Here is a 24,007-nt window from a genome sequence, read left to right on the forward strand (position 1 = left end):
CTGATCGTTTAAGATCGGGTATTGGGCTTTTTAATTACCAATGGCCCTTATCATATTCGCAACCAGGTGTTTTAACCGGGTATGATGTATTAAATAATGGAAAGAAATGATCCCCAAAAGCGCACAGCTTAATCCAGCCAATACATCAAGCGTATAATGATGGCTGGTATAAACAGCCGAAAACCATATGCCTAACATTACCGTAAAAAAGAAAATATTGATTTTGCCCAGACGGTTTTTTAAACCATAATAAACAACAATAACAGGGTATGATGAATGTAGCGATGGCATCGCTGCAAATACATTAGAGCCTTTGCTGTATATCCCCTGAAAAAGCGTAATGTTAAAATAATGATCGAACCGGGCTAATCCGGCAGTATTTCCTGCGGTTTTGGCTATAAATTCGAAGCCATGTTCCTGCACATACCAGGGTGGTGCTGCCGGAAAAGCATAATAAACCACAAAACCCAATAAGTTTACCCACACAAAGGTGAGCGAAAACTGAACAAACTGCTCTTTATTTTTAAAGAAAAGATAAGTGGCAAAAGCCAGCGGAACCGGTACCCACATCAGATAGAAAAAGCCTGTCAATACATCTAAAAATGTAGTGCTGTTCATCTTCCAATACTCGTTAGGGCTAAGTATTAATCCATGATGATGAATACCAAATAGTTTTTTTTCCAGCTCATATAAATCTTTAATATGTACCTCGTTAAACAGATAGTTTGGGAAGGCTTTCATGTAATCAAACAGAATCCAGTAAACAATAAAGATTGAAAAACCTAAGATAAAGCGCCTTGCTCCCGCGGAGATGAAGAATAAGGCATTAAAAATAAAAATCAGTACCAGCTGATCGGTTTTAAAGCCGACCAGAAGTATCGATAACAATAGGTATCCAACAGATAAAGCAGCTGTTAGATAAATAGTCCGAAGATTATAAAAGTTGTTTTTAAGCAATACTTCTTGCTGCATTTTATTTTTTATCAAAATTAGACCTAAAAATATGGTCCCAAAAAGTCCAGCTTACCCCATAACCTTTGGTAGAATCGGAATAGTGGTGAAGCATGTGGTGGTGTTTTAATTTTTTCCAGAAACCGCTTTTAAAATTGGCGTGATGAAGCGCATAATGCACCATGTCGTAAAAGAGATAACCGATCATAAAACCGGAGAAAAATGGGTAAACTACCGTATCGGGCAATAACCAATCGAAAAGAAAGTAAAAACCCAAAGCCATGGGAATACTTGCCGAAGGCGGCATCACTAACCTTTTGGCATCGTTGGGATAATCGTGGTGTACACCATGAAAAATGAAATGGATCTTTTTGCCCCACTCCGCTTCCGGTTCGAAATGGAAAACATAGCGGTGTAAAATGTATTCGGTGATGGTCCAGATACCCAGGCCAAGTAAAAACCAAGCTGCAAAATTTAAAACGGGCATTTCGATTTCCACTAATGCTTTCCAAAAAAGAAAGGCAATCACCGGAACATAAACAATCAAGGGTACATAAAACCGAACTTTGGATAAACTTTCCAAAAAGTCATGTTTAAACATCCTGATGGATGCGGTGGAATTTGAAACAAAATTCTTTTTCATTTGGTAAAATTATTTAAACTGGTCTTCGACTCTGTTCACCATTAATCGTCATCCTGAACTTGTTTCAGGATCTTTATAATGAACGAATCGCTAAAAGGTCTTCGAATCCGTTCAGACAGACAAATCATATAATCGATCGTCATTCCCGCGCAGGCGGGAATCTTAAAGCTTATCGCATTACGATCCTCAATCAAGTTGGGAATGACGACCTAATAAAGGTCTTCGGCTCCTCCTTGGTTCGTCATCTCGACTGAAGCGAAGCGGAACGGAGAGATCTTTGAATATAGATTTCTCGGCTACGTTGCACTCCGCTCGAAATGACGAACAGCCAGGAAACGCTACCCGCATAACGCCCTCCGCTAAACCTTAATCCTTTCAATCAATACTTTTGAAGGTTCCGAAGCATCAAAACCTTTTATTTCTACATATTTCACATTCGGGAACCAAAAGGTACCGCCTTCAATCCGAAGGAATATCCGCTCCAGTTGCATTTTTTTATTATTAATGGTGGCAAAAACGTGGTATTTTTTATCTGCGCCAGATTTATTTAAGTACATCGGCAGTTTTTTATGTGAGGTAAACCGAAGTTCGAACTGACCATTACCCAGATTTTTGCTGATGATACCATAGGCAAATTTCCGCTGGATATAACTTAAATCTTTCTTTTCACCATTATCCCCGTACCGCATCCAAAATACATTTACAGGCTGATCTTTATCTACCACACCATGTTTATCTACATTTAACTGGCAGATAATGGTGTTGGTATTCGGATCGCGCTGTAAATAAAACAACTGATTACTGATGTCTTTCGGCGTAGGGAAAGTAATCGGAGAAGGATCAGCGGCCTGTGCATTTGCGTTGAAGGAAAACATGCCACCTAAACTCGTCATCAACACCAAACCTGCAATTAACGCAGCTTTGTGATTTCCTTTTCGCTCATTAAACTCCTGTGCTTCGAGTCCTCTTTTTGCCTCTTGTAACCGTTTAACCGCCGTAATATTGGTTAACACGGCCATTACTGTAATGGGCATGGTAAAAATCGACATCGTTTCGAAAACATGGAATGAAATACCTGGCACATAAACCTTATAATCGCCCCCCATAAAATGACCCGCAATACCACAGGCAATGGCAAAAACACCAATGGTTACCACACGCTCTGGTCGCTGCATTAAACCACCTTTACACTCCACGCCCAAACCTTCGGCCCTTGCACGGGTATAACTCACCATCATCGAGCCAATCAGCGCGATAAAGGCAAACAAGGAACTTAAGAAATAATGATGCGCTACGAGATAATAACAGATCCCCAAAAACATAATCATCTCACTATAACGATCAAGCACCGAATCGTAAAGCGCACCAAACTTCGAGCTCATGTTGCCCAAACGGGCCACCTGACCATCGAGCATATCGAACAGGCCGGCAAAAAGCACCAGCGCCCCGCCCCAACCAATGTATGACATGTCGCCGCGGTTAGATTTTTCGGCACCCAATACAAAAATAACCGCTACACCAATATTCAGGATCAAACCTATGGTGGTTACGGCATTAGGTGTTAAACCTATTTTAATCAATCCCTTTACAAAAGGATTGATCACTTTATATATGCCCTGTTGCAGACTGTCCCTTAATTTTTTTTCCATAGCTTTTTTCTTAAAAATCAAATTTTACCCTGGCCCTTATTCCCCATTCCGAAACTTCCGGATTATTGAGGTAGTTGAACCGTTTCACCAGATCGACCCTCAATAATTTAAAGATGTTACCTACACCAACACTGCCTTCCATATAGGGTTCGTTGCCCAAAGCATAAGTTCGCTGTGCGCCATTTTCGTAAACCGGCAATTGATATAATCCTGACTGAAAATTCGGATTGTTTTCATTTCGCAGACCGCCGTATAGTGCTTTAAACGACACTACTTCTCTTAATTTCAATCGTTTAATTAAGGGCACTTTATTAAAAAAGAAGCCGTTAAAATTGTGGTCTATATTAATGCTCACATAATGATCGCTCACAAACTCCAGGAAGTTCATTAGGTTATACGAATTAAGCTGATAGGCATAAGTTTGGTTGGCGCGGTGTATAGCCAATAAAGGGAAAGGCACTTTTCCGGCAATATAGCTACCTTCGAAAGTCACATCGCTATAGCCTAACTGTGATAAATAGAAACGTTTATCGATGCTTCCCATTAAGTTATGGTAATTGTATTCGCCGCCAAAAACACCCTTTAAACCTGCGGTATAACGTAAATTAAATACGGGATAACGGTCGGCAATGGGTACACGATAAATTTTGCCCTGATAAAATTTTTCGTTTGGTGCGTATCTTAATTGTAAAGAAATTTCACTGGTGCTTAACCTGTTAACAGATTGATTATTCGAGTTGATATAGTTCAATCCACCGGCAGGCGTTTGACTCCATTTTTTAAAACCAAGGTTATAAGAAAAGTGATTTTCGAACTCTTTTACATAATCCAAACGGTAAAAATCGTTGTACAACAACATATCGTTTACCCCACGTTTAAACGAAAGCAGAAAATTATCTTCCTGTACAAACTGAAGCTCTTGTCCAGGTATTTTGGTATCGCGTTGAAAACTGGCCCTCACGTAGTTCTGAGGAAATTCGTAGATCGATTTATTGTTCAGCGAATAAGTTCCGGAAAGGAAAAACTTCCATTTTTCATCTTTAATCCCGTAGGCTAAATAATTTTCGAAATAATAGCGTTTGCTGAGCTCGGGCGTTGTTCGGCCACCCACACGCAGCCTTAAACCTTCTACATTGTTAAAACTGTAAAAGGTATTTACGGGGCCAATTTCGTAAGGGCCTAAGTTCTGATAACCGGCAAATAAAAGGGTAACGATTTTCATTGTCCGTTTGAAGGATGGGAGGTTTTGCAGGGTATCGATATTGCCATAAATTTTCAGCTGGTTTTTCGAAATGCTATCCAACCTGTTTTTCTCCCAGAATTTATCGTCCTTTTTAGCAGCATCGGCTAATACGACAGTACTTTTCCCCTCAAAAATGGTATCGGGCAAAACCGTATCGAACTGGTAATTTTTAAAGGTAACGGTACGTTCGCCGGTAAAACCAATGCCTTTTGTTTTGCCAATCCCAAAATCGGCCAATAGGTTACTTTTGCTTAAACTGTATTTGCCTTTATCGTTTGCTTCAAAATCAAGGTCGATTTTTAGCGCACGCACAAAGTTGAGGTTAATGTTTTTATTCACCCCAAATGAAGCGCCGGTAATCGCATAATGGCTATCATTGGTTACATAAATCTTTCCCTCAAATAACATATCATTTGTATTCCGGGGCGTAAAAGACAGCTCAATAACCTGAGGTTTTTGATTTTTTAGTGTATCGGTAATAAAAAACTTATAAAAAGCAGGTGCACCATCTGCAATCGGGCTTAAAAATTCGTTACTGATGACCGAGATGTTGTTTTTATAGATATCGATATCCTGGTACATCCGATCGAAATAGGTTTTCAATCCTTTATTATCAATATACCGGCTGTCAAATTGAACCTGTTTTTCACCAATTACGATGGTTTTGTTCTTTTCGGGATTTTTACTCAGGTAGCTATCCGAAAGTTTTTCCTGAATATAAACCGGCAAAAGGTTTTTCCCACCAATCAAGGTCGAATCCTGCTCCTGAAATAAAAACTGATAATTCCGGAACATTCTTTTGTTCTTAAACTTATCCGAAACATTGCTCAGCGAGAACAACATCTTCTCATATTGTCTGAAGGATGCTGTATTATAACTTTTAATGCGGTTTTCTTCTTTATGGGCAATCACCTGGCGGATCAATTCGACCGCCGGATTATCCTTATTGCGGTATTTTATCTTTTTACCACCCACAATAACCACTTCATCCAGGGCCCTCGAATCGGGAACCAGGGCAACATCAAGCTCCTGTGTTGCAGCTGCCATTATATTTTTAAAAACAGTCCGATAACCCACATAATTAAAACTGATTTCACCTTGAGGATCGGGAGAAACCAGTGTGTACTTTCCGTTTATATCGGTCTGTATCCCGATCCTGGTATCTTTAAAAAAAACGGAAACGTTGGGCAGTGTTTCTTTGGTTACGGCATCGCGCACTGTACCAGATACTGTTGTCCTTTGGGCAAAGGCATTTACCTGCAAAATAAAACTGAGCAACACGAGGAGAAAAAATGAATAGATCGGTTTCATTTAACTTGTAAAAATAAACTGCTTTTGCATGATATAATTGTAGCTTAACCCGGTTAAAACCGAGCTAAACACCTTCGCGAGTACGTAATTGAGATTAAAAAAACGAGTGAGGATAAACACCCCTGCGGTTACGATGATCAGGTTGCCTGCCCATACCAAAATGTATTTCAATAGCTGCCATTTAATAGCTTTTGACTCACTTTCGAAAACCCATTTCCGGTTTACGTAAAAATTAACAAGCCCACCGCTAACCGTACCGCTTATACTTGCCGCCAGATACCACCAGCCAAAAAGATTTACGGCAATGATCGTCACACCGAAATCTGTAGCCGAGGCGACTAGAGATGATGCCTGTGCTTTTAGGTAAGTGAACATCATGGATTAAAACAGTGCTAAAACCACCACCAGCTGGAGAATCACATTTGCGTAAATGCCAGCCAGCACATCATCGGCCATCACGCCCCAACCACCTGGCAATTCTTCCATTTTACGGATATAAAAGGGTTTAAGTATATCAAAAAACCTAAAAAGAACAAGTCCGATAAGCGTATATTGCCATTTTAAAGGCACAAATAACAGGGTAATACACATTCCCGCTACTTCATCGATCACCACCCTTTGATGGTCTTTTCCCCAAATTTCTTCCACCCGATCGGCACTCATTATCCCCAACATCACGATAAACATGGTGATCAGTACCGGCCATAAATATGGGTTACTATAAGGGCTCTGGGAAAGGTGCCAGCAGATACAGGTTGCTATTGCAGCATATGTACCGGCACCTTTGCCGATATAACCTATTCCCAGAGCCGTTGAAAGAAATTTGTGGATAAACACTATACCGTTTCTATCAGTTCTTCTTCATAATCCTGACCTAAATGGGTAATCAATTCTTCGCCCATGATGTAACGTAAGGTATTCTGAAGTTTTATCAATTGTTTAAAAATGTCGTTTTCTGCAGGTACACCCGGAATTGTTTGTGGCGATTTCAGGTAGAATGACAACCATTCCTGAATGCCCGATAGGTTTGCACGTTTAGCCAGATCGATAAACAAAGCCAGATCCAATACAATTGGTGCGGCTAAAATGGAATCGCGGCAAAGGAAATTGATTTTGATCTGCATTTTATAACCTAACCAGCCGAAAATATCGATGTTATCCCAGCTTTCTTTGTTATCACCGTGCGGCGGATAATAGTTGATCCTGATTTTGTGGTACATATCGCCATACAAATCAGGGTTAACTTCTGGTTTAAAGATATCTTCCAATACCCCCAGTTTTGATACTTCTTTGGTCTTAAAGTTATCCGGATCATCCAATACCAAACCATCTCGGTTACCCAAAATATTATCAGAGAACCAACCATTTACGCCTAACGAACGTGCCGCTAAACCAGGCGCTAAAATGGTTTTCATTAAAGTTTGACCGGTTTTAAAATCTTTACCCGCAATTGGGGTATCGGTTTCTTTAGCCAGTTCGATTAAGGCAGGAATATCAACCGTTAAGTTTGGTGCACCGTTAGCGAAAGGAATTCCTAATTTTAATGCAGCATAGGCATAAATCATACTTGGTGCAATACGCGAATCGTTGTCTCTTAAACCTTGCTCAAAGGCAGCTAATGATTCGTGCACCTCAGATGGTTCGAAATAAATTTCGGTAGAACCACACCAAACCAATACGATACGATCGCAATTGTTTTCTGCTTTGAAGTTTTTAATATCCTCCATTACGGCTAAAGCCAGTTCGTAACGGTTATCGATATCTTTTACATATTTTCCATCCAGGTTTTTTACGTAATTTCTGTCGAAAGCCGCACGCATTGGTTTAATGGCCTGCAGTTCTTCACGCACATCGCGCAAAAGGTTAGCATCTAATACACGGGCATTCATTGCCGCTTCGTAAACGTTATCTTCGTACACATCCCAGCCACCAAATACCAGATCCTCAAGACCAGCCAGCGGCACAAAATCTTTAATTTTTGGTTGTTTATTCTCCGTTCTTTTGCCCAAACGGATGGTTCCCATCTGTGTTAACGAACCGATCGGTTTCGATATTCCTTTTTTAATTGCAGCAACGCCGGCAATCATGGTTGTTGCTACAGCACCTAATCCCGGCATTAATATTCCCAGCTTGCCTTCAGCTGCTTTTACTTGTTGTTTCATTCTATTTTATTTAAAATCTTATAACCAATTGTTTTTACGGTACCAGTTTATGGTTTCATTCAGTCCTTGTTCCAATCCGAACTGGGGTACAAAACCAAAGTCGTTCTGAATATTTTTAATATCACAGCCCCAATTGAGGGCGGTGAGTTCTTTTATCTTATCTACATTTAAGGCGGGTATTTTATTGAATACGCCATACAACCTTTCCATCGACCAGGCAAGGCCCTTGATCATTTGCACAGGTACATTCAAGGTCAATGTTTTTTTGTTTAAAGCCTTCCGCACATGGGCTGCCAGTGCAGAACGGTTATAAACTGCCCCGTCTGAAATGTTATAACTTTTGCCAACCACATCAGATGCGAGTGCTTTTATAATGATATCGGCCAGATCGGTGGCGTATACAAAGCTCAGTTCCTGTTCCTGCTTACCGATGTACAGCTCAAACCCTGCTTTAATCGTTTTAATCAATATGAAAATGTCTTTCTCCCGCGGACCGTAAACGGCTGTTGGTCTGAAGGTAATTAAGGGCAGATTCTGAATCTGAGCCAAATAGGTCTCGGCAAGTGCTTTGCTGATCCCATAATTGGTTACCGGATTTGATGCCCCTTTATCGGTCAGTTTTTCATTTTTTTGATTTAAAGGTCCCAGAGCGGCCAAACTGCTGATAAATACAAATTTCTTAATCGGGTGTTCTGATTTCGAAGCTGCCAGCGCCAGATTTCGGGTATAAATGGCGTTTACCTGATTGTAATCATCGAGTTTTTTCGCCTTGGTTACCGCAGCGGCATGCACGATATAATCGTATTTTTTTTCTTCTATGTTTTCTTTTAACAGGTATATCGAAGAAAGATCAAGATCTACGTAATTAATCTGAAAATCTTTAAGATGATCTGCAGCAGCTGACCGGCGCACATTTGCATAGACTTCCAGATCGCTGGCTAAAGCAGCTTTAATCAGGTGATAGCCCACAAATCCGGTTGCTCCTGTTATCAATACCCGCTTTTTCATATCGTTTTCTCCAAAATCCTGTATTTGCGGTATAACTTCCCGCCAATATCTTCAATGGGTTTATTGATCAGGTCGTTATGATCTAAAGTCCAGCTGGCCTCTGCATATTTCATATTTTTAGCCTTGAAATGTTTGATGATACGGCCGTAAAGACAGGCCTCAATGCCCATTTTTCGGTAACCATCGACCACGCCAAGCAATAAAATACGGATGCCGTCAATTTTCTTTTTATTGGCTAAAAGTTTGATTAATCCTGTAGGAAACAACCTGCCGCGTTTAATTTTGATCAGGATCTGGTTGATATCGGGTATAGCCAGTGCAAACCCCACGATCTTGCCATGCTGCTCGGCCAGGATGCAAAATTCAGGATCGAGGATCAGTTTTAAATCGTTCGCCGTATAGTCGAATTCTTTATCTGTCATGGGCACAAAACCAAGGTTTTTATCCCATGCTTTATTGTACACCTCTCTTACCGCGTTGCATTCCTCCCTGAATTTCTTCATGTTGATTTTTCGGAGTACAATATCATTCCGGAGCAGCCGTTCTTCTATCCTATCCAGCAGTTTAACCGATCTTTCGCTATAATTCCCTGCGGTATAACGGTAGGCCCTTAAATCGACATTTTTCTGGAAACCCGTTTGCTCCAGAAGCGACAGATAATATTGGGCGTTGTAAGGCATCATGGCTACAGGCGGTCCGTCGAAACCTTCAATCAGTAAGCCGCATACCTCATTGGTAGAGAAATTTACCGGACCTAAAACTTTCGTCAATCCCCGATCTGATAACCAATCCTGTACTGCGTTTAAAAGCGCCTGCGCAACTTTCACATCATTAATACAATCGAAAAAACCAAAGAAACCATCATGCCCGCCGTAAACCTTATTGTGGTTGGTATTGTTAATTGCAGCAATCCGGCCCACTATTTTACCCTCATCATAAAGCAAAAAAAGCTGGATTTCCGAATGTTCGTAAAAAGGATGTTTACCCGGGGTAAGCAAATCGCGCTGGGCAATAAATAACTCAGGAACATAGTTTACATCATCCGCATACAATTGGTGCGGAAAATCAACAAAGGACTTTAATGCTTTTTTACCAGAAACCTTTACCAGTTCTCTCATGATTGGCTTCCTACTAATTCTACGTTAACGGCCTTAAAAGCTGCACTTAGTTTGGCGATGGCCGATTCAATCTGCTCGAAAGTATGCGTGGCCATTAAAGAAAACCTGATCAAAGACGAATCGGAAGGCACTGCCGGCGAAACAACCGGATTTACAAATACCCCATTTTGCTGAAGGATATTGGTAATCATAAAGGTTTTGATGTTATCGCGGATGTAAACGGGAATAATCGGACTATTGCTGTGCCCGATATCGAAACCGGCCTCGAGCAAAAGTTTTTTCGCATATTCTGTATTGGCCCAAAGTTTATCTATCCGTTCTGGCTCCGATTCGATAATATCTAATGCAGCAATTACACTTGCCACAGCAGATGGCGGCATACTTGCGCTGAACATGAGTGAGCGGGCGCGGTGTTTGATATATTCGATGGTTTCGGTACTGCCAGCAATAAAACCGCCTAATGAGGCCAGCGATTTGCTAAAAGTGCCCATAATCAGGTCTACATCCTCCGTGAGATTAAAATGTGATGCTGTTCCCGACCCATTAAAGCCAATTACGCCAAGGCTATGTGCATCATCCATCATGATATTGGCGCCAAATTCGTTGGCAATGTCTACCATTTCAGGAAGGTTAACTAAATCGCCTTCCATACTGAAAATACCATCTGAAACAATCAATTTGGCCGAATCTTCCGGTAACCGGCTTAATTTGCGGCGTAAATCTTGCATATCGTTGTGGGCATACTTAATCGTCCGCGAAAAGGCTAAACGGCTACCATCAATAATAGAGGCATGATCGTATTCATCCAGCAACAGGTAATCGTTACGATCCAATAAACAAGATATTACCCCCAGGTTAACCTGAAAACCCGTGCTAAAAAGTACTGCAGCTTCTTTACCTACATACTCGGCCAACCGGTTTTCCAATTCGAGGTGAATATCGAGCGAACCGTTCAGAAACCTCGATCCTGCACAGCCGGTTCCATATTTTTCGATGGCTGCTTTGGCGGCTTCTTTTATTTTGGGATGATTGGTTAAGCCTAAATAGGAGTTTGAACCAAACATGAGTACCTTTTTTCCATTGATCACCACCTCGGTATCCTGGCCAGATTCTATCGACCTGAAATAAGGATACAATCCCTTTTCTTTTATCACCGCCGCATCCTTAAAAGAGGCAATTCTATCTTGTAATTTTTTACGCATGCTGAACACTTATATTCTTCAGTTTTTTAAAACCCTGTTCTGAAAATTTGGTCTGCACCCGAATACTATTTGTAGATATTAAAATCAACGATATAGATTAAGGCCGCATTAACCGAACGATTTGATAACACAATTTTAACGCGGAATTGAAGCCAAAAAAAGGTTCAAATGTGGGATATATTGGTCAAAAAGTTGGATTGGTAAAATGTGACATTCAGATGAATTGACTAATTGACATTCTGACTTTTATTATAAAATAGTAAAAAGGTTAAAAACAGCCAAAAAAGCATTAAAAACAACATAAATACCTGTATTTAAGCATAATACAGCAATACAATTTCTTAATCAAAAACACAAAAATCAATCAGAAATTAGTCATTTTAAAAAAATGTTCTTGCAAAACTGATCCCGAACATTACATTTGCCATAGCAAAATCCGACAGATAAAGGGCGAAAAACTATCCGTAAAAGGGTGGCTAAAATTGTGGTGCAAAAGATGATCGAATCTGTTAAGAAATTATTAAAAAACGCTGAACGATTTTATGCAACAAGAGTTACTCAATAAAACTTTTTCAGAAAAAAACCATGAGGAAGCGCTTTCTTTAAATGATGGATTGATGGCAAAAATCCACCATAGCAGCGATCCGCATTATTGCAGTTCGGAACCTTTCCGCGTATCGAGTTATGCTTTAATTCTGATCACCAAGGGAAAGATGAACCTTCGGATAAATTTTGTGGAGCATGTATTAAACCAGAGGGATATTCTACTCATTTTTCCACATGCCGTTTATGAGATTAAGGATAACAGCGATGTTTCTTTCATCAGCATCCATTTCAACAAAAGTTATTTAAAAACCAAAGGGGTATTCTTTAACAGCGGAGAAGCTTACCGGATGTTCCAGAACGACCCCACGCATAAATTTTCATTGTCAAAAGAGGAATATACATTCATTTATTATGATATGCTTGCCCTGCACAAAAAGCTGAATGTATCGAAAGATACCCCGCAGATTAAAAACATTGTGCATAATAGCTTTCTGGAACTGCTTTATGACCTCTTTCTGCTAAAAAACAAACAGAAAGATGCCTTACCTTTTGTTCACGATAGCAGGACAGAACTCACCAATCGTTTTTTATCACTGGTATCAGAAAACTTTAAGAAGGAAAAACGTGTAATTTATTATGCCAATTGTTTACGCATTACGCCAAGGCATTTATCGCAGGTGGTTAAACAGGTAACCGATAGAACGGCGGGTGCAATTATTGATGAAATGGTGATCAGAGAAGCGAAACTACTGTTAACCAGCCATGTAATGAACATCTCGGAGGTTGCCATGGAGCTGCGCTTTAGCAACTCCTCTTTTTTTGGCAAGTATTTTAAAAAACAGACGGGCATTACCCCGTCTGAATATAAATTATCGAATAATATCGCGGTATAGACCGATGAATTGTTGTTATGACTGAAGTCAAGCCGATTTAAGCATTTGTTTAATGTTCCAGAGGAACTCATTTGGAGGAGAAATCTTTCAATATCGACTTCTATACTCCACAGTGCCACTCTCAATGACATATTCCAAAAATCGGCGTCATCTCGACCGGAGCAACGCGCAGTGGAGAGATCTTTGGACTATATTGACAGATCTCTCCACTACGGTCGAGATGACGATTCATTGTAAATCTGTCAGCTAACTTCTTTGTTGCAACCTACCTATTTACGTCGAGTTTTTTACCGGCCAGATCTTCCCATCTGTAAAAATGAAAGGTCTTATCATCGCTCATGGCCACCAGCAACCCGTGTTTAAAATCGTTATTTAGAGGAACTGAAACTACATCAATACCATCTGTTTGATTAGCGGAATACTTAATGGTGGTTAACAGCGGGTGTGGCCGGGCAGTATTGGCTTTAGCCACCCGATCGTACACTTTTAACTGTTTAGCGCCCTGATCGGATACGATGATATAACCTTTATTTCCTGATGTTTTATAAATAGCGATTCCTTCATTGTCGACAGCAAAATCGCCTTGTCCGAATAGCGCCAATTCTGTATTCCCTTTGGCCGGATCAGCGTAATATTTACGCACACCAACCTGCTCATCGCAATAGTAAACATAACCCAGTTCGTTATCTACAGCAATGGCTTCTATTTCCTTTTTGCCACTATACTGGCCAAATTTCCTCACCAAATCTGCTTTAACATTACCTTTTCCATCATCAGTCAACAGGTATTGCCAAAGGTAACTTCCGTTTTTAGGTCCTGTTTTACGGCCAACAATGGCATAGATTTTTCCACTCGGATCGGTATACATCGAAATTCCCATCAAATCGCGGTACTCTGCACCAGTTTCGCCTACAAAAACCGCAATTCCACCATTATCGATGGCTTTCATATCGGGAAGAGAAAATATCCGCAGTTGATGCGTGTAACGTTCTGTTGTAACTGCAATATCTGTCTTTTTCCCGGCCAGTTGCAAACCATAAGCAATATCAACATTATCTGGTCGTTTTAAACCCTTTACCGTTTTTGATTTAATGATTTTACCTTTCAGGTCGAAAACATACAGGCCACCACTGCTATCTTTATCCGTACCGATCACCAAAGACTGCGCTGGATCATTCGGATTTACCCAGATCGCAGGATCATCGGTATCAAAATCGACAGGATCAGATACATACAGGGGTTTTACTGCTGTATCATTTCCGCTTGGTGTACCTCCATTACAAGAAATGGCCAGGCTTAAAACCACAAAAGCGGCAAGGTTTAATATATTGTTGTGCTTCATTTTATATTTTAGTTCCGTATGCACCAACAAATGTTGATGGTGAAGGTGAGACATAGGTGATACCATTTTTCATTATAATTCCAGTCTGGTGATGGCGGCTAAAGTTAGTGATACCTTTACCCAAGGCTGGTGAGTTGCCCTGCAGGTGGAAATCCCATGCGGTATTAAAATCGGCATTCGTCACGGCTGTATTTAAAGGATAATTCACAAATTTAGGATCATTTGCACCGGCAACATTGCTAATGACATCGTTTTTACCGCCCACAATATCGCCAGTTGGCTGAAACTGATTTACTGTGGTCTGGTCGAAACCATAATACCAGTTATTGCTGTAAACAGAACGGCTGTCTTCAGGTTTTTTCGGATCTCTTTTCACACCAAAACGGGTATTGGCAAAAAGATTATTGTACAGATCGGCACGAACCGTACTTTCCAGCCAGATCGATCCGCCTTTCGCCGTTGGCCTTCTCCAGCCCGTATTTACCATGGTATTGTTATAGGCAATAATATAGGCTTGTGGTGTTTTATCTCCGGTGTTAGATAATTTTAAAGCATTGGTATTGGTGCTATAAACCAGGTTATAAGCCACATCTGCCAAACAGCCCGATTTAAAGTTCATGGCCTCTCCTCCTGTTACTCCAGTAGTATAAAACACATTATTGGCAAAAATGATTCTTCCACCTTCAATATAAGTACAATCTTCCTGAAAATTTCTGATGGTACTATTTTGAACCACCAATCTGCCCCTGGCATTGGCAAACCAAAGGGCGGGTAAACTTTCGCCGGCAACAGCTTTGTACAAGCCCATTTTTACCGAAGTAGAAGCATCGGAAGTTTTAGCACCGCCATATTCGAGAATGACATGATCGAGCACCAGTTCCTCACATGTCGGACCAGCTAAAATACCACCCCAAAGTTTACCAAACTTGGTCAATGGCGTTTTGTAAAAATCATTTACGGTAAATTTGATGGGGTTCTCTGTGGTGCCCAAAGCATACAGATTACCTTTTATAATCATTTCGGGTTTCGCAACCGTATCCATCAGTACCGTTACGCCTTCTTCAATAGTGAGCGTTTTCCCTTCCGGAATGACAATATCACCTTTAATGACCTGTGTACTGCCTTTAGCCCAAACCCCTGAAACTTCGCCAATTGCCGAACCATCAACAGCGGTGGTATCGACATCGATATTGGCTTTTTCACATCCTATTAAGGTCAGCGCCATCAGGATCATCAATTTAAAAATCTGATTCGATTTCATGTCTTTGTATCTTTAAATTCTAATTAATTAAACTTATATCTGAAGCCAAGCAGGTAGTTCTGGCCATAATAATCACTTCTGATCAATGTATTTCCGTTTTTAACCAGGTCTTCATTGATATTGTTATTCTCAGGATTTGTACCTTTTATAAATAACTTTGTGGGGGTATTTAAGATGTTATTGGCTTTGATAAAAACACTGATGCCACCTTTAAAACGTTTCTCAGCAGAAGCATCCATCTGTACAAATCCTTCCTGCCACAAATCGTTATTTAGGAATTGAGAAACCGTGTTGATGCGTGGCCCTGTATAAGCACCTGCAACCTGAACATCCCAGCCTTTTTTAGTGTCTTTAAACAATAGCGATAAGTTGGCAATATGCGCTGACTGGCCATAAAGCGGACGCTCCTGATTAACATTAGCCGGTTCAGTATCTCCTGTAGTAGGATTAATAACCCTGGTGGTTTTAGTGGTATTGATGCGTGAATGGGTATAGGTATAATTGGCTTTCAGACCTATTTTGCTGAAATATTTGATGTAATCTACTTCTGCACCATAGTTATTGGCGGTACCAAAGTTTCCTGGGGTATAAAAAGTGTCTTGTCCACGAATGGCATCGGCCTGAAAGGTATATTCAATAGGATTTTTAATGCGTTTATAAAAAGCGCCAACCAATAATTGCTCTGAAGCACCGGGAAAAAGTTCGTAGCGCAAATCGAAATTATCGGCTAAAGCACGTTGCAGGTTCACATTACCACGTTCTACAAATTCTTCGTTTTTCACTCTTCCAGGTACAATTTCATAAAATCCCGGACGGTTGAGGGCCTTGTAATAAGAAGCATGTAATTGCGCTTTTGGACTTAAGAAGTATTTTGCAGTTAAACTGGGTAGCAGATCAGTATAAATCTGATTTCCTTTTGGAAAAGCCTCACCTGCAGGAAAAAGCAGATTATAACCCTGGTTGGTATGTTCTACCCTTAACCCTCCGATTACTTCCAATTTAGCTGAGTTATATTTAAACATACCGTATCCGGCCGCTATTTTTTCGCTTGCATCGTAGGTTAGTGCATTAGACACTGCACCTGTAGGATTACTCACCACGAGGTTTAAATCGGTATAATTTTGAAAATTCACACCGTAAAGATCAAATGCATTGGCTGCACTTGGGGCAAGGTTGTAATTGTTAAAGAAACTGCTTCTTTGTTTATCGCGGTATAAACCTCCGGCCATAATATCCAGTTTGTGCTCATCGACTAAAACATGATAAGTCAGATCAAGATATCCTGCCAAATCCTCATCAGTACTGCGCTCCCATCTGCGGGTAACCGGATCGGTATTAACCAAGCTGGTCCTTTTGCTTTGAAAATTCTGCTGTATCCCGTTTAAACTGATGCTGGTATTTTCGGGCACATCATTTTTAGCCGAAGAATAAACAGCCGACCATTGTACTTTAAATTTATCATCAAAGAATTTATGGTCGCCATGAAGTGTCGTATTGTAAATCTGTTGCTCCGTTAAGCGGCTGCGCGTATCGTAAACCAATTCAGCATTCCCTGCGGTTGGATTATAAACCCCATTATAGGTAGTGGTTACCGCATCTCTAACCTGCTGATTTTTTAGGTTAACATACACATTATATAAACTGATCTGGTGATCTTTATTAAAAACATAATCAATTTTTCCATGTAAACCTGTTCGTTGCTGCTGCTCGGAATACTCACGGTAACTTTTACTGGTAATTTTGGCATAAGGATCGATACCTACCACTGCGTTGTTGTAAAAAGTACTGTTGCTACCACGGTAAGTATTCTGATAACTTCCTGCCAGCACCACCCCGAGTTTATTATCCAAAAAGCGTTTACTTAAGGATAAACTCCCGATTAAATTGGGTGCAGGATTTTTATATTTATAATCGAGTGTCCCTTTGGTAAAATCGCTTTGAGTAGCATTGTAGTTTTTCCCGTTTACTTCGTAAGGCGATTTGTAATTAATACCTGAAGCATTGTAACTGGTAAACTTCCGGTCAAAAAACAACTGGTTATAACCTGTAGAAACATTGGCATTTACCTGTAATAAACCAGGCGCATTTTTCATCACCATATTAATGGCACCGCCAATGGCATCGCCCTCTAAATTGGGGGTAAGCGTTTTATACACTTCTAAACGATCGAGTAAATCAGAAGGAAAAAGATCAAGCGGAACATAACGGTATTTATTATCCGGACTTGGAATTTTCACACCATTGACCAAAGTATAGTTGTAGCGTTTATCCATTCCCCTTAATATGGCGTACTGCCCGTCGCCATTGCTATTGCGCTCTATAGACACACCCGAAATGCGTTGCATCACATTGGCTACCGTTAAATCAGGCGAAATCTCAATCGATCTTCCTGAAACGATATTCATCAGCTGTGGCGCATTTTTTTCCAGGCGTCTTGCCCCCTGGTCGGTAGAACTCACCGCATTCGATTTAATGGTGATATCATCAAGACTTTTCGAATCGCTCTCCATGTAGAACTTTAAGTGATCATTATCCTCTTTCAGTATCACTAAGGTTTTCTCGATGGTTTTGTAGGTAATGTAGCTTACACTAATTTTGGCTGAACCTACTTTTACATCCTTAAATTCGAAAGTGCCATCCAATCCGGTATTGGTTGTGCGCCTTGGGTTTTCTAAAACCACTGTTGCGCCTACAATGGCCTCTCCTGTTTGCTTATCGTAAACATGGCCTTTCAGTTTTGTGGCATTTGCAGTGCCTGCACAAAAAAGAAATAAAAACAGAATTTGTAATCGTTTATTCATCGTGTTTGGTAATGTCTTTTTATTATCGACGGGGCAAAGGTGTATACACCATTTTACACCAGGAAATTATCGAGGTTACATAAAGGCAACAGCGTTACAACAGGCATAGATCAAAAAGCAACACAAAAATACAACACAATGATTATCAACAAATTAAGCATACACAAAAACGCCGTTATGCTTTTATTACCGTTACATTAACAAATTGTTAAGCGGTAAAAAACACCAAAAAACAGGTAATTTATTACAGCTGATGTAACGATTATAGCGCCTGGATAAATGCAGATAAATTATCGCCTTGCGCCATATTCAGCTTTTTTCTGAGCCTATATCTCGATACCCTTAAACTATCGGTGGATATACCGAGCAAGGTTGCAATATCGCCTGAATCGAGATTCATTTTTAATAGTGCAATCAGGCGCATATCGGCTGAAGTAAGTTCATTGCTATATTTTTTCAGGCTTTCGAGAAATTGATGATGCACCTGTTCGAAAGCCACTGTAAATTCTTTCCAGTTGCGTTCGTGGTTAAAGCTCTGGTTAATCTCGGTGAGGATCTGGTTCATCTGCTTTTTCTGATCGCGTTTATCCTCCTTTACCATCGTCTGTAAGGTTGCTCTAAGGTTTTCGAGGAACTGGTTGTGTTTGATCAGATTTAAGGTATGGGTAGATAATTCCCTGCTTTTAACCTCCAGCAACTGCTTCAGGTGCTGTTCTTCGAGCTGAAGATTTTTGAGTTCGAGGCTGGTCATATCATGTTCTATTGCCTTCTGCCGCGCCAGCATCTGTTGATCTTTCAACTTTAACCGTTGTCTGCTAAAAATAACAAAACCTAAAACGACCAATAATATCACCACAATTGTGGCTGAAAAAGCAATAATCCGGTTCACCTTCCGGTCGTTTTTCAGTTTATTAATCTCATCCGATTTTTTATTGATATCGTAAAGCACCTGTAAAAAAGCGACCTGCCGGGCACCATCTTCCGAATACAGATCGATGGTATATTTATAACCCAGTTTTACGTAATGATAGGCACTATCCATATTATTCAGCAGTTCGTAAGCCTTCCCCAAATCTCTGCAACAGGAGCTTAACTGATAAATATTGCCCATTTTTTCGGCCAGCTTTAATGCAGTTTCAGTTTGCACAATACTTTCTTTATACCGGCCGGTTTTACGGAGGATATCGCCCAGATTATTAATCACCTCAATGCTGCCCAGGTCATTATGATCTTGCTGATATAAATCCAACGACTGTTTAAAGTGCACATAAGCAGAGTCGTAACGCTCCAGATCTTCATATATACTGCCCAGGTTTTCGTGTATTTTTGCCTCCCCACTTTTATCGTTAACCTGTTCGTTTATTTTTAAAGCGAGTTTTTGATAGTAAAATGCACTGTCGTAAAGCTGCCTTTTTTCGTATAACTGCCCGATATTACCCAAAACGGTTGCCTGGCCAGTTAAATTATTCGCTCGTTTATAAATGCCAATGGCTTTATTATAGCTATTTAAGGCCTTATCTTTTTGCTTCATGTAGTAGTACAGTACACCGGCATCGTTAAGATTGGCGGCCAGCAAAAGCGATTGATTGGCAGTATTGAATATTTTATCTGCTTTTAAAAAGAACTCTAACGATTGACTAAAATGCCCCTGTGTATAACAAACCTTGCCCATTTGCTGTAAACATTTACCTTCCAAAAGCTCATCATTATCGTCGATAGATTTGGCGTATATTTTTTTTAACTGAGCCAGCGCTGCAGTGGGGTCTTTTTGATTGAGCGCAATAATCGATTCGAATTTTTCTTCCTGCGCATTTACATTTGAAATGAAAAGCAGCAAAAGTAAAAGAACACTAAAAGGTTTGATCATGTTAAAGCATCTATATATCAGGCAATGCTGAACAAAGAAAGAGCGTATATGTTAACTTAAGGTTAAGTTGAAAAATTAACTGATGGGGATGAATGCCAACTTTAAGTTCGCGGCTGATTTTATATTAGCCCGTTAAATGATATTTTGTAATTTAGAGGTTAACGGCTTGTAAAAAGCGAAACCGTAAAATGACCACAGATGAAAAAGATTATTCTCGACCTTGCTGTTACCCTTGATGGGTATATTGAAGGCCCAAATGGCGAAATTGACTGGTGTATTATGGATGGGGATGCCAATTTTAACGATTTTTTAGATGGCATAGATTCTATTTTTTATGGACGGATCAGCTACGATCTCTGGGGAAATTACCAGCCCGGAGAAGAAGAAAACGATTTGATGAAATCGATCTCCGAAAATATCAACAGCAAGAAAAAGTATGTTTTTTCGCATACCAAAACCGACGATGGTACGGGTGCAACCTTTATCCAGTCGGATATTGTGGGAAGGGTTAACGAGATTAAAAAACTGCCGGGTAAGGACATATGGCTATATGGTGGTGCAAAGTTAATATCTTCGTTTTTAAATGCAGGCCTGGTTGATGAACTGCAGCTCGCTGTACACCCGGTAATATTAGGTGGAGGAAAATTATTGTTTAGCGAAATAACCAATCGGGTTTGGCTAAGCCTAAAAGAAACCAAAAGTGCTCCATCGGGTGTTGCGCAGCTTATATATGATGTGAAGGATAAATGAGCTGATTAGTTTAGAGTTAAGGGTTTGGCGTTTAGAGTCAACTTAACCTTGAACTGTACCAATGACTAGTGAACGAATGACAAATGAACCAATGAGCAAAAATCAAAAGACAATTTACAGTGGGCAGTTATCAATGGTCAGTATGCAATGACCAATGCCTAATGAACAACATCCTCCAGCTTACAGGTATTTTTTCACCAAAGGCATTTTCCGCAGTAAATAAGCAGTTGCCCAACTTAATCCCAGCGATAAAACAAAAACAATTAGAAACTTAAAACCTGCAGGGATATTAAACGATAACAATAAAAACTGGAGCCAGGTTACATAAACAAAATGAACCAGGTAAATTAAATAGGCATGGCTACTGAGCGAATCCCACCAGGCGATCTTTTTGACAACCAATTTGCTATAACTGGTTACGAAAGCAAGAAATGTTAAAGTGCAGCAAAGCACAAACAAAATGTTGCTGATCATTGCATTCTGATTGCTACTGAGCAATTTTTGATCTACTGCTTTGTTCAAAACATCGGTTGAATACAAAAAAGCACCGAAAGCCAAAAGGGCCAGCAAACACCATAACCGGTAGTATTTAACGGTTAACGATTTTTCAGCAAAAACGCCTTCACTGATCGCTAATTTTCCAACGACTGCCCCAATTGCAAAATAGGCAAAATACAGGATTAAGCGGCTCAGCTGAAAATCGAAAGGTCCAATCCCCGTCCAGCTATATGGCCCGAAATAACCTGCCATGGGCAGATAAGCAAGCAAACCTGTTAAAAACAAAATTAAAAACAGGCCAACAGTTGTCCTGTTTTTGTTAAGGTTTAACTGTAGCGCGCTGTTCTTTCCACCATAAAATAATTGATGAAACGATGCCGCGACAAAGTTAAAAACGAACAATAACCATAAAAACCACGGCGGACCAACCGGCCAGGCCTCAGTTGTGAAAAAATCCTGAACATAAGTCCAAATATTGGTATTAACACGCATTAAATAAAATGAAGGGAAATATGCCAAAAGCATCAGCACGGTACCCAGCAATAAGAACGGAATCAATAACCTGAAAATTTTATCTTTAATAAAGGATAGATAACCCTTTTTATCAATGCCAGAAAAAAAGAAAAGTCCGCCCAGAAAAAACATAAGCGACATAAAAAAGGTATCGTTAAAGCTGACCATGCCATCAAGCAAGGCCCATCTGCCATGATCTACTACTGGATGTGTAGACAGGATATAAGCATCCTTATTAAATACAGAGAAAGTGGTGTAGGCCAATGCCGCATGATGTGCAACCACTAAAACGGTTATGGTTGAGCGCAGGTAATCTATCCATACATTCCTTAAAGATTGATTAGCCATGATAAATCTCCATTAAAACAATTACATTATTGGTAAATTTACTATCTTAATAAGATTAAGCATCAAAAAAAAGGCACTATATTTTATGGAAGAAATAAAAAACGGCGTTAAAGCTTTTTATGCCAAAACCCAGGCCGATTGGCGCCAATGGCTGGCCGAGAACCATGAAAAGGAAGTATCTGTTTGGTTAATCATCTATAAAAAAGATGTATCGGCAAATCGCCTGCCCCATAGCAACGCCGTTGATGAGGCCCTTTGTTATGGCTGGATTGATAGCTTAACGGTAAAAAGGGATGAGGAAAGCCGTTATCAATTTTTCTCAAAAAGAAAACCTAAAAGTAACTGGAGCGCGATTAATAAGAATAAAGCTTTACACTTAATAGACCAGGGACTGATGAGCGATGCAGGATTACAATCTATCGAAACCGCTAAAGCCAATGGCATGTGGGATGCCCTGAATGATGTAGAAAATCTAATTGTACCCGATGATTTAAAAAAAGAATTTGAATCCAACAAACCAGCGCAATCATATTGGGAAAAATTTCCCCGTTCTTCAAAGAAAGCCATACTAAAATGGATATCAGAAGCCAAAAGAACAGAAACAAGAGCAACAAGAATTAGCGAAACCGTTCGCCTGGCGGGAGAAAATGTGCGGGTGAAGTAGAATTTAGTCCGGAGTACAGTTGGCAGTTAACAGTTGGCAATAAACAGTAACAGTTAGCTTAGTGTTTAGTGTTGATTAACCGATAGCCTTGAACTGCACCATTTGCCTAATGACCAATTAACGAATGACCAATGAACTAATGACCAATGAACCATTTAATTATTCAGCCTATTCCTATATTCTGATGGTTTCATGCCTTTAATGGCCTTAAAAAATTTATTAAAATTGGTTGGATTATTAAATCCACTGGCATAACAAACATCCGCAATGGAATAATCTTCTGATTGGAGTAATTTGCAGGCGTGCCCTATTCGTATTTCATTGATAAACTGGGTAAGCGATTTTTGTGCCCGCATTTTAAAAAAGCGGCAAAATGAATTGGGTGTCATATTGCATAATTCGGCTACCTCATTCAGGTGTATGTCGTTATGAAAGTTTTTCATTAAAAACTGATACACCTTATTAATCCGGTTATTATCTTTCTCATCATATTGGTTTTTAAATGTGAGACTAGATAAATACTTAAAATCTTTTGCCCTAGCTAATATTTTGATGATTTCTACAACCGAAACTATATTTTCGAAACCATCATTATTTTCAATCCCGAGTAAAATCTCCCTTATTTTATTACTGGTTTCTTTTTCGAAGGCTAAACCTCTTGATGCCCTCGAAACCAAGTCTTCTACCAGCATTAAAACAGCCTGATCGTCGGTTAACATCGAAAAAAAATCAATGCTAAAATAAATAACGGTAGACTTTACCAGCTTATCATCCCTATCCTCGTAACTTTTATCATTCTGCCAGATGTGCGGAAGATTTGGTCCCATCAGTACCAGGTCGTCATCTTCGAAATTCCCAATATGATCGCCAACAATGCGTTTACCATGGCTTCGTTCAATCCAAACCAATTCGCACATATCATGAAAGTGGAAAGATGAAATCAGCCGGTTATTGTCGATATGTTTTATATGGACAGATTTGTTACCTGCATGGTTAACATTGATAAGTTCAGACCTCATAATATTTTACAAAAACCTTAATTAAGTAAACTAAATTAATGATAAATAAGGAAATTAAGTTATTTAAGGTAAAAAAATTTAAGTTTTTCCAAATATAGTTTTACAAAAGGAATAATGCTGCGCGTACTTTTAGTATTAGTAAACATTTGATTACATGAGGTATAGACTGTGCCTCAGCAATCAGCTGTTTTTTTAACCAAAAACTATATAAACTGTAT

Annotated in this window: 17 protein-coding genes and 1 pseudogene; 3 read left to right on the forward strand and 15 right to left on the reverse strand. The window is 39.8% G+C overall.

Going from position 1 to position 24,007, the window contains the following annotated elements; all coding sequences use genetic code 11:
• Positions 1–30: 30 nt before the first annotated feature.
• From CA265_13540 to CA265_13580, 9 genes and pseudogenes are all read right to left on the reverse strand, one after another.
• Complete coding sequence (locus CA265_13540; protein ARS40627.1) at positions 31–972, reverse strand: PA-phosphatase; 942 nt, start codon at positions 970–972, stop codon at positions 31–33.
• Between the two features lies 1 nt (position 973).
• Positions 974–1,594, reverse strand: coding sequence for a fatty acid hydroxylase (locus tag CA265_13545; GenBank protein ARS40628.1), 621 nt, complete (start codon positions 1,592–1,594; stop codon positions 974–976).
• 359 nt (positions 1,595–1,953) lie between these two features.
• Complete coding sequence (locus CA265_13550; protein ARS40629.1) at positions 1,954–3,243, reverse strand: CDP-alcohol phosphatidyltransferase; 1,290 nt, start codon at positions 3,241–3,243, stop codon at positions 1,954–1,956.
• A 10-nt stretch (positions 3,244–3,253) separates the two neighbouring features.
• A pseudogene (locus tag CA265_13555) lies at positions 3,254–6,175 on the reverse strand (hypothetical protein).
• Positions 6,176–6,178: 3 nt separating this feature from the next.
• Complete coding sequence (locus CA265_13560; protein ARS40630.1) at positions 6,179–6,637, reverse strand: phosphatidylglycerophosphatase A; 459 nt, start codon at positions 6,635–6,637, stop codon at positions 6,179–6,181.
• Positions 6,634–7,959 carry an inositol-3-phosphate synthase gene (locus CA265_13565; GenBank protein ID ARS40631.1) on the reverse strand — a complete coding sequence of 442 codons (1,326 nt, stop codon included), beginning with the start codon at positions 7,957–7,959 and terminating at the stop codon, positions 6,634–6,636. Before CA265_13565 ends, CA265_13560 begins: the two co-directional genes overlap by 4 nt.
• A gap of 18 nt (positions 7,960–7,977) precedes the next feature.
• On the reverse strand, positions 7,978–8,967 hold the full coding sequence (locus CA265_13570) for a UDP-glucose 4-epimerase (protein ARS40632.1): 990 nt from the start codon (positions 8,965–8,967) through the stop codon (positions 7,978–7,980).
• Complete coding sequence (locus tag CA265_13575; protein ARS40633.1) at positions 8,964–10,085, reverse strand: hypothetical protein; 1,122 nt, start codon at positions 10,083–10,085, stop codon at positions 8,964–8,966. Before CA265_13575 ends, CA265_13570 begins: the two co-directional genes overlap by 4 nt.
• Positions 10,082–11,287, reverse strand: coding sequence for an 8-amino-7-oxononanoate synthase (locus CA265_13580; GenBank protein ARS40634.1), 1,206 nt, complete (start codon positions 11,285–11,287; stop codon positions 10,082–10,084). Before CA265_13580 ends, CA265_13575 begins: the two co-directional genes overlap by 4 nt.
• 542 nt (positions 11,288–11,829) lie before the next feature.
• On the opposite strand from CA265_13580, the gene CA265_13585 reads away from it, so the two are divergent.
• A complete protein-coding gene (locus CA265_13585) occupies positions 11,830–12,726 on the forward strand; it encodes a hypothetical protein (GenBank protein ID ARS40635.1) in 897 nt (298 codons plus the stop codon).
• Between the two features lie 265 nt (positions 12,727–12,991).
• Here the strand turns inward: CA265_13585 and CA265_13590 are convergent, their stop codons facing one another.
• From CA265_13590 to CA265_13605, 4 genes are all read right to left on the reverse strand, one after another.
• On the reverse strand, positions 12,992–14,068 hold the full coding sequence (locus CA265_13590; protein ARS40636.1) for a 3-phytase: 1,077 nt from the start codon (positions 14,066–14,068) through the stop codon (positions 12,992–12,994).
• A gap of 1 nt (position 14,069) precedes the next feature.
• Positions 14,070–15,302 carry a hypothetical protein gene (locus CA265_13595; GenBank protein ARS42985.1) on the reverse strand — a complete coding sequence of 411 codons (1,233 nt, stop codon included), beginning with the start codon at positions 15,300–15,302 and terminating at the stop codon, positions 14,070–14,072.
• A gap of 50 nt (positions 15,303–15,352) precedes the next feature.
• Entirely contained in the window at positions 15,353–18,130 is a 2,778-nt protein-coding gene (locus tag CA265_13600; GenBank protein ARS40637.1) for a TonB-dependent receptor, read from the reverse strand.
• 262 nt (positions 18,131–18,392) lie between these two features.
• The gene (locus CA265_13605) at positions 18,393–19,997 is read right to left on the reverse strand and encodes a hypothetical protein (GenBank protein ARS40638.1); all 1,605 of its coding nucleotides are present in this window, start codon (positions 19,995–19,997) and stop codon (positions 18,393–18,395) included.
• A 198-nt stretch (positions 19,998–20,195) separates the two neighbouring features.
• Here CA265_13605 and CA265_13610 point away from each other — a divergent pair, with 198 nt between their 5' ends.
• On the forward strand, positions 20,196–20,747 hold the full coding sequence (locus CA265_13610; GenBank protein ARS40639.1) for a hypothetical protein: 552 nt from the start codon (positions 20,196–20,198) through the stop codon (positions 20,745–20,747).
• Positions 20,748–20,927: 180 nt separating this feature from the next.
• On the opposite strand, the gene CA265_13615 is transcribed toward CA265_13610, so the two are convergent.
• The gene (locus CA265_13615; protein ID ARS40640.1) at positions 20,928–22,106 is read right to left on the reverse strand and encodes a hypothetical protein; all 1,179 of its coding nucleotides are present in this window, start codon (positions 22,104–22,106) and stop codon (positions 20,928–20,930) included.
• Between the two features lie 85 nt (positions 22,107–22,191).
• Here CA265_13615 and CA265_13620 point away from each other — a divergent pair, with 85 nt between their 5' ends.
• On the forward strand, positions 22,192–22,770 hold the full coding sequence (locus CA265_13620; protein ID ARS40641.1) for a hypothetical protein: 579 nt from the start codon (positions 22,192–22,194) through the stop codon (positions 22,768–22,770).
• A 155-nt stretch (positions 22,771–22,925) separates the two neighbouring features.
• On the opposite strand, the gene CA265_13625 is transcribed toward CA265_13620, so the two are convergent.
• Complete coding sequence (locus tag CA265_13625; protein ID ARS40642.1) at positions 22,926–23,789, reverse strand: hypothetical protein; 864 nt, start codon at positions 23,787–23,789, stop codon at positions 22,926–22,928.
• Between the last annotated feature and the right edge of the window lie 218 nt (positions 23,790–24,007).

This window comes from Sphingobacteriaceae bacterium GW460-11-11-14-LB5, from assembly GCA_002151545.1.
Lineage (GTDB): Bacteria > Bacteroidota > Bacteroidia > Sphingobacteriales > Sphingobacteriaceae > Pedobacter.

Coding starts and splice junctions, on each gene's coding strand:
- CA265_13540 (ARS40627.1), bottom strand. CDS start 972: ATGCAGCAAGAAGTATTGCTTAAAAACAACTTTTATAATCTTCGGACT.
- CA265_13545 (ARS40628.1), bottom strand. CDS start 1,594: ATGAAAAAGAATTTTGTTTCAAATTCCACCGCATCCATCAGGATGTTT.
- CA265_13550 (ARS40629.1), bottom strand. CDS start 3,243: ATGGAAAAAAAATTAAGGGACAGTCTGCAACAGGGCATATATAAAGTG.
- CA265_13565 (ARS40631.1), bottom strand. CDS start 7,959: ATGAAACAACAAGTAAAAGCAGCTGAAGGCAAGCTGGGAATATTAATG.
- CA265_13570 (ARS40632.1), bottom strand. CDS start 8,967: ATGAAAAAGCGGGTATTGATAACAGGAGCAACCGGATTTGTGGGCTAT.
- CA265_13575 (ARS40633.1), bottom strand. CDS start 10,085: ATGAGAGAACTGGTAAAGGTTTCTGGTAAAAAAGCATTAAAGTCCTTT.
- CA265_13580 (ARS40634.1), bottom strand. CDS start 11,287: ATGCGTAAAAAATTACAAGATAGAATTGCCTCTTTTAAGGATGCGGCG.
- CA265_13585 (ARS40635.1), top strand. CDS start 11,830: ATGCAACAAGAGTTACTCAATAAAACTTTTTCAGAAAAAAACCATGAG.
- CA265_13590 (ARS40636.1), bottom strand. CDS start 14,068: ATGAAGCACAACAATATATTAAACCTTGCCGCTTTTGTGGTTTTAAGC.
- CA265_13595 (ARS42985.1), bottom strand. CDS start 15,302: ATGATCCTGATGGCGCTGACCTTAATAGGATGTGAAAAAGCCAATATC.
- CA265_13600 (ARS40637.1), bottom strand. CDS start 18,130: ATGAATAAACGATTACAAATTCTGTTTTTATTTCTTTTTTGTGCAGGC.
- CA265_13605 (ARS40638.1), bottom strand. CDS start 19,997: ATGATCAAACCTTTTAGTGTTCTTTTACTTTTGCTGCTTTTCATTTCA.
- CA265_13610 (ARS40639.1), top strand. CDS start 20,196: ATGAAAAAGATTATTCTCGACCTTGCTGTTACCCTTGATGGGTATATT.
- CA265_13615 (ARS40640.1), bottom strand. CDS start 22,106: ATGGCTAATCAATCTTTAAGGAATGTATGGATAGATTACCTGCGCTCA.
- CA265_13620 (ARS40641.1), top strand. CDS start 22,192: ATGGAAGAAATAAAAAACGGCGTTAAAGCTTTTTATGCCAAAACCCAG.
- CA265_13625 (ARS40642.1), bottom strand. CDS start 23,789: ATGAGGTCTGAACTTATCAATGTTAACCATGCAGGTAACAAATCTGTC.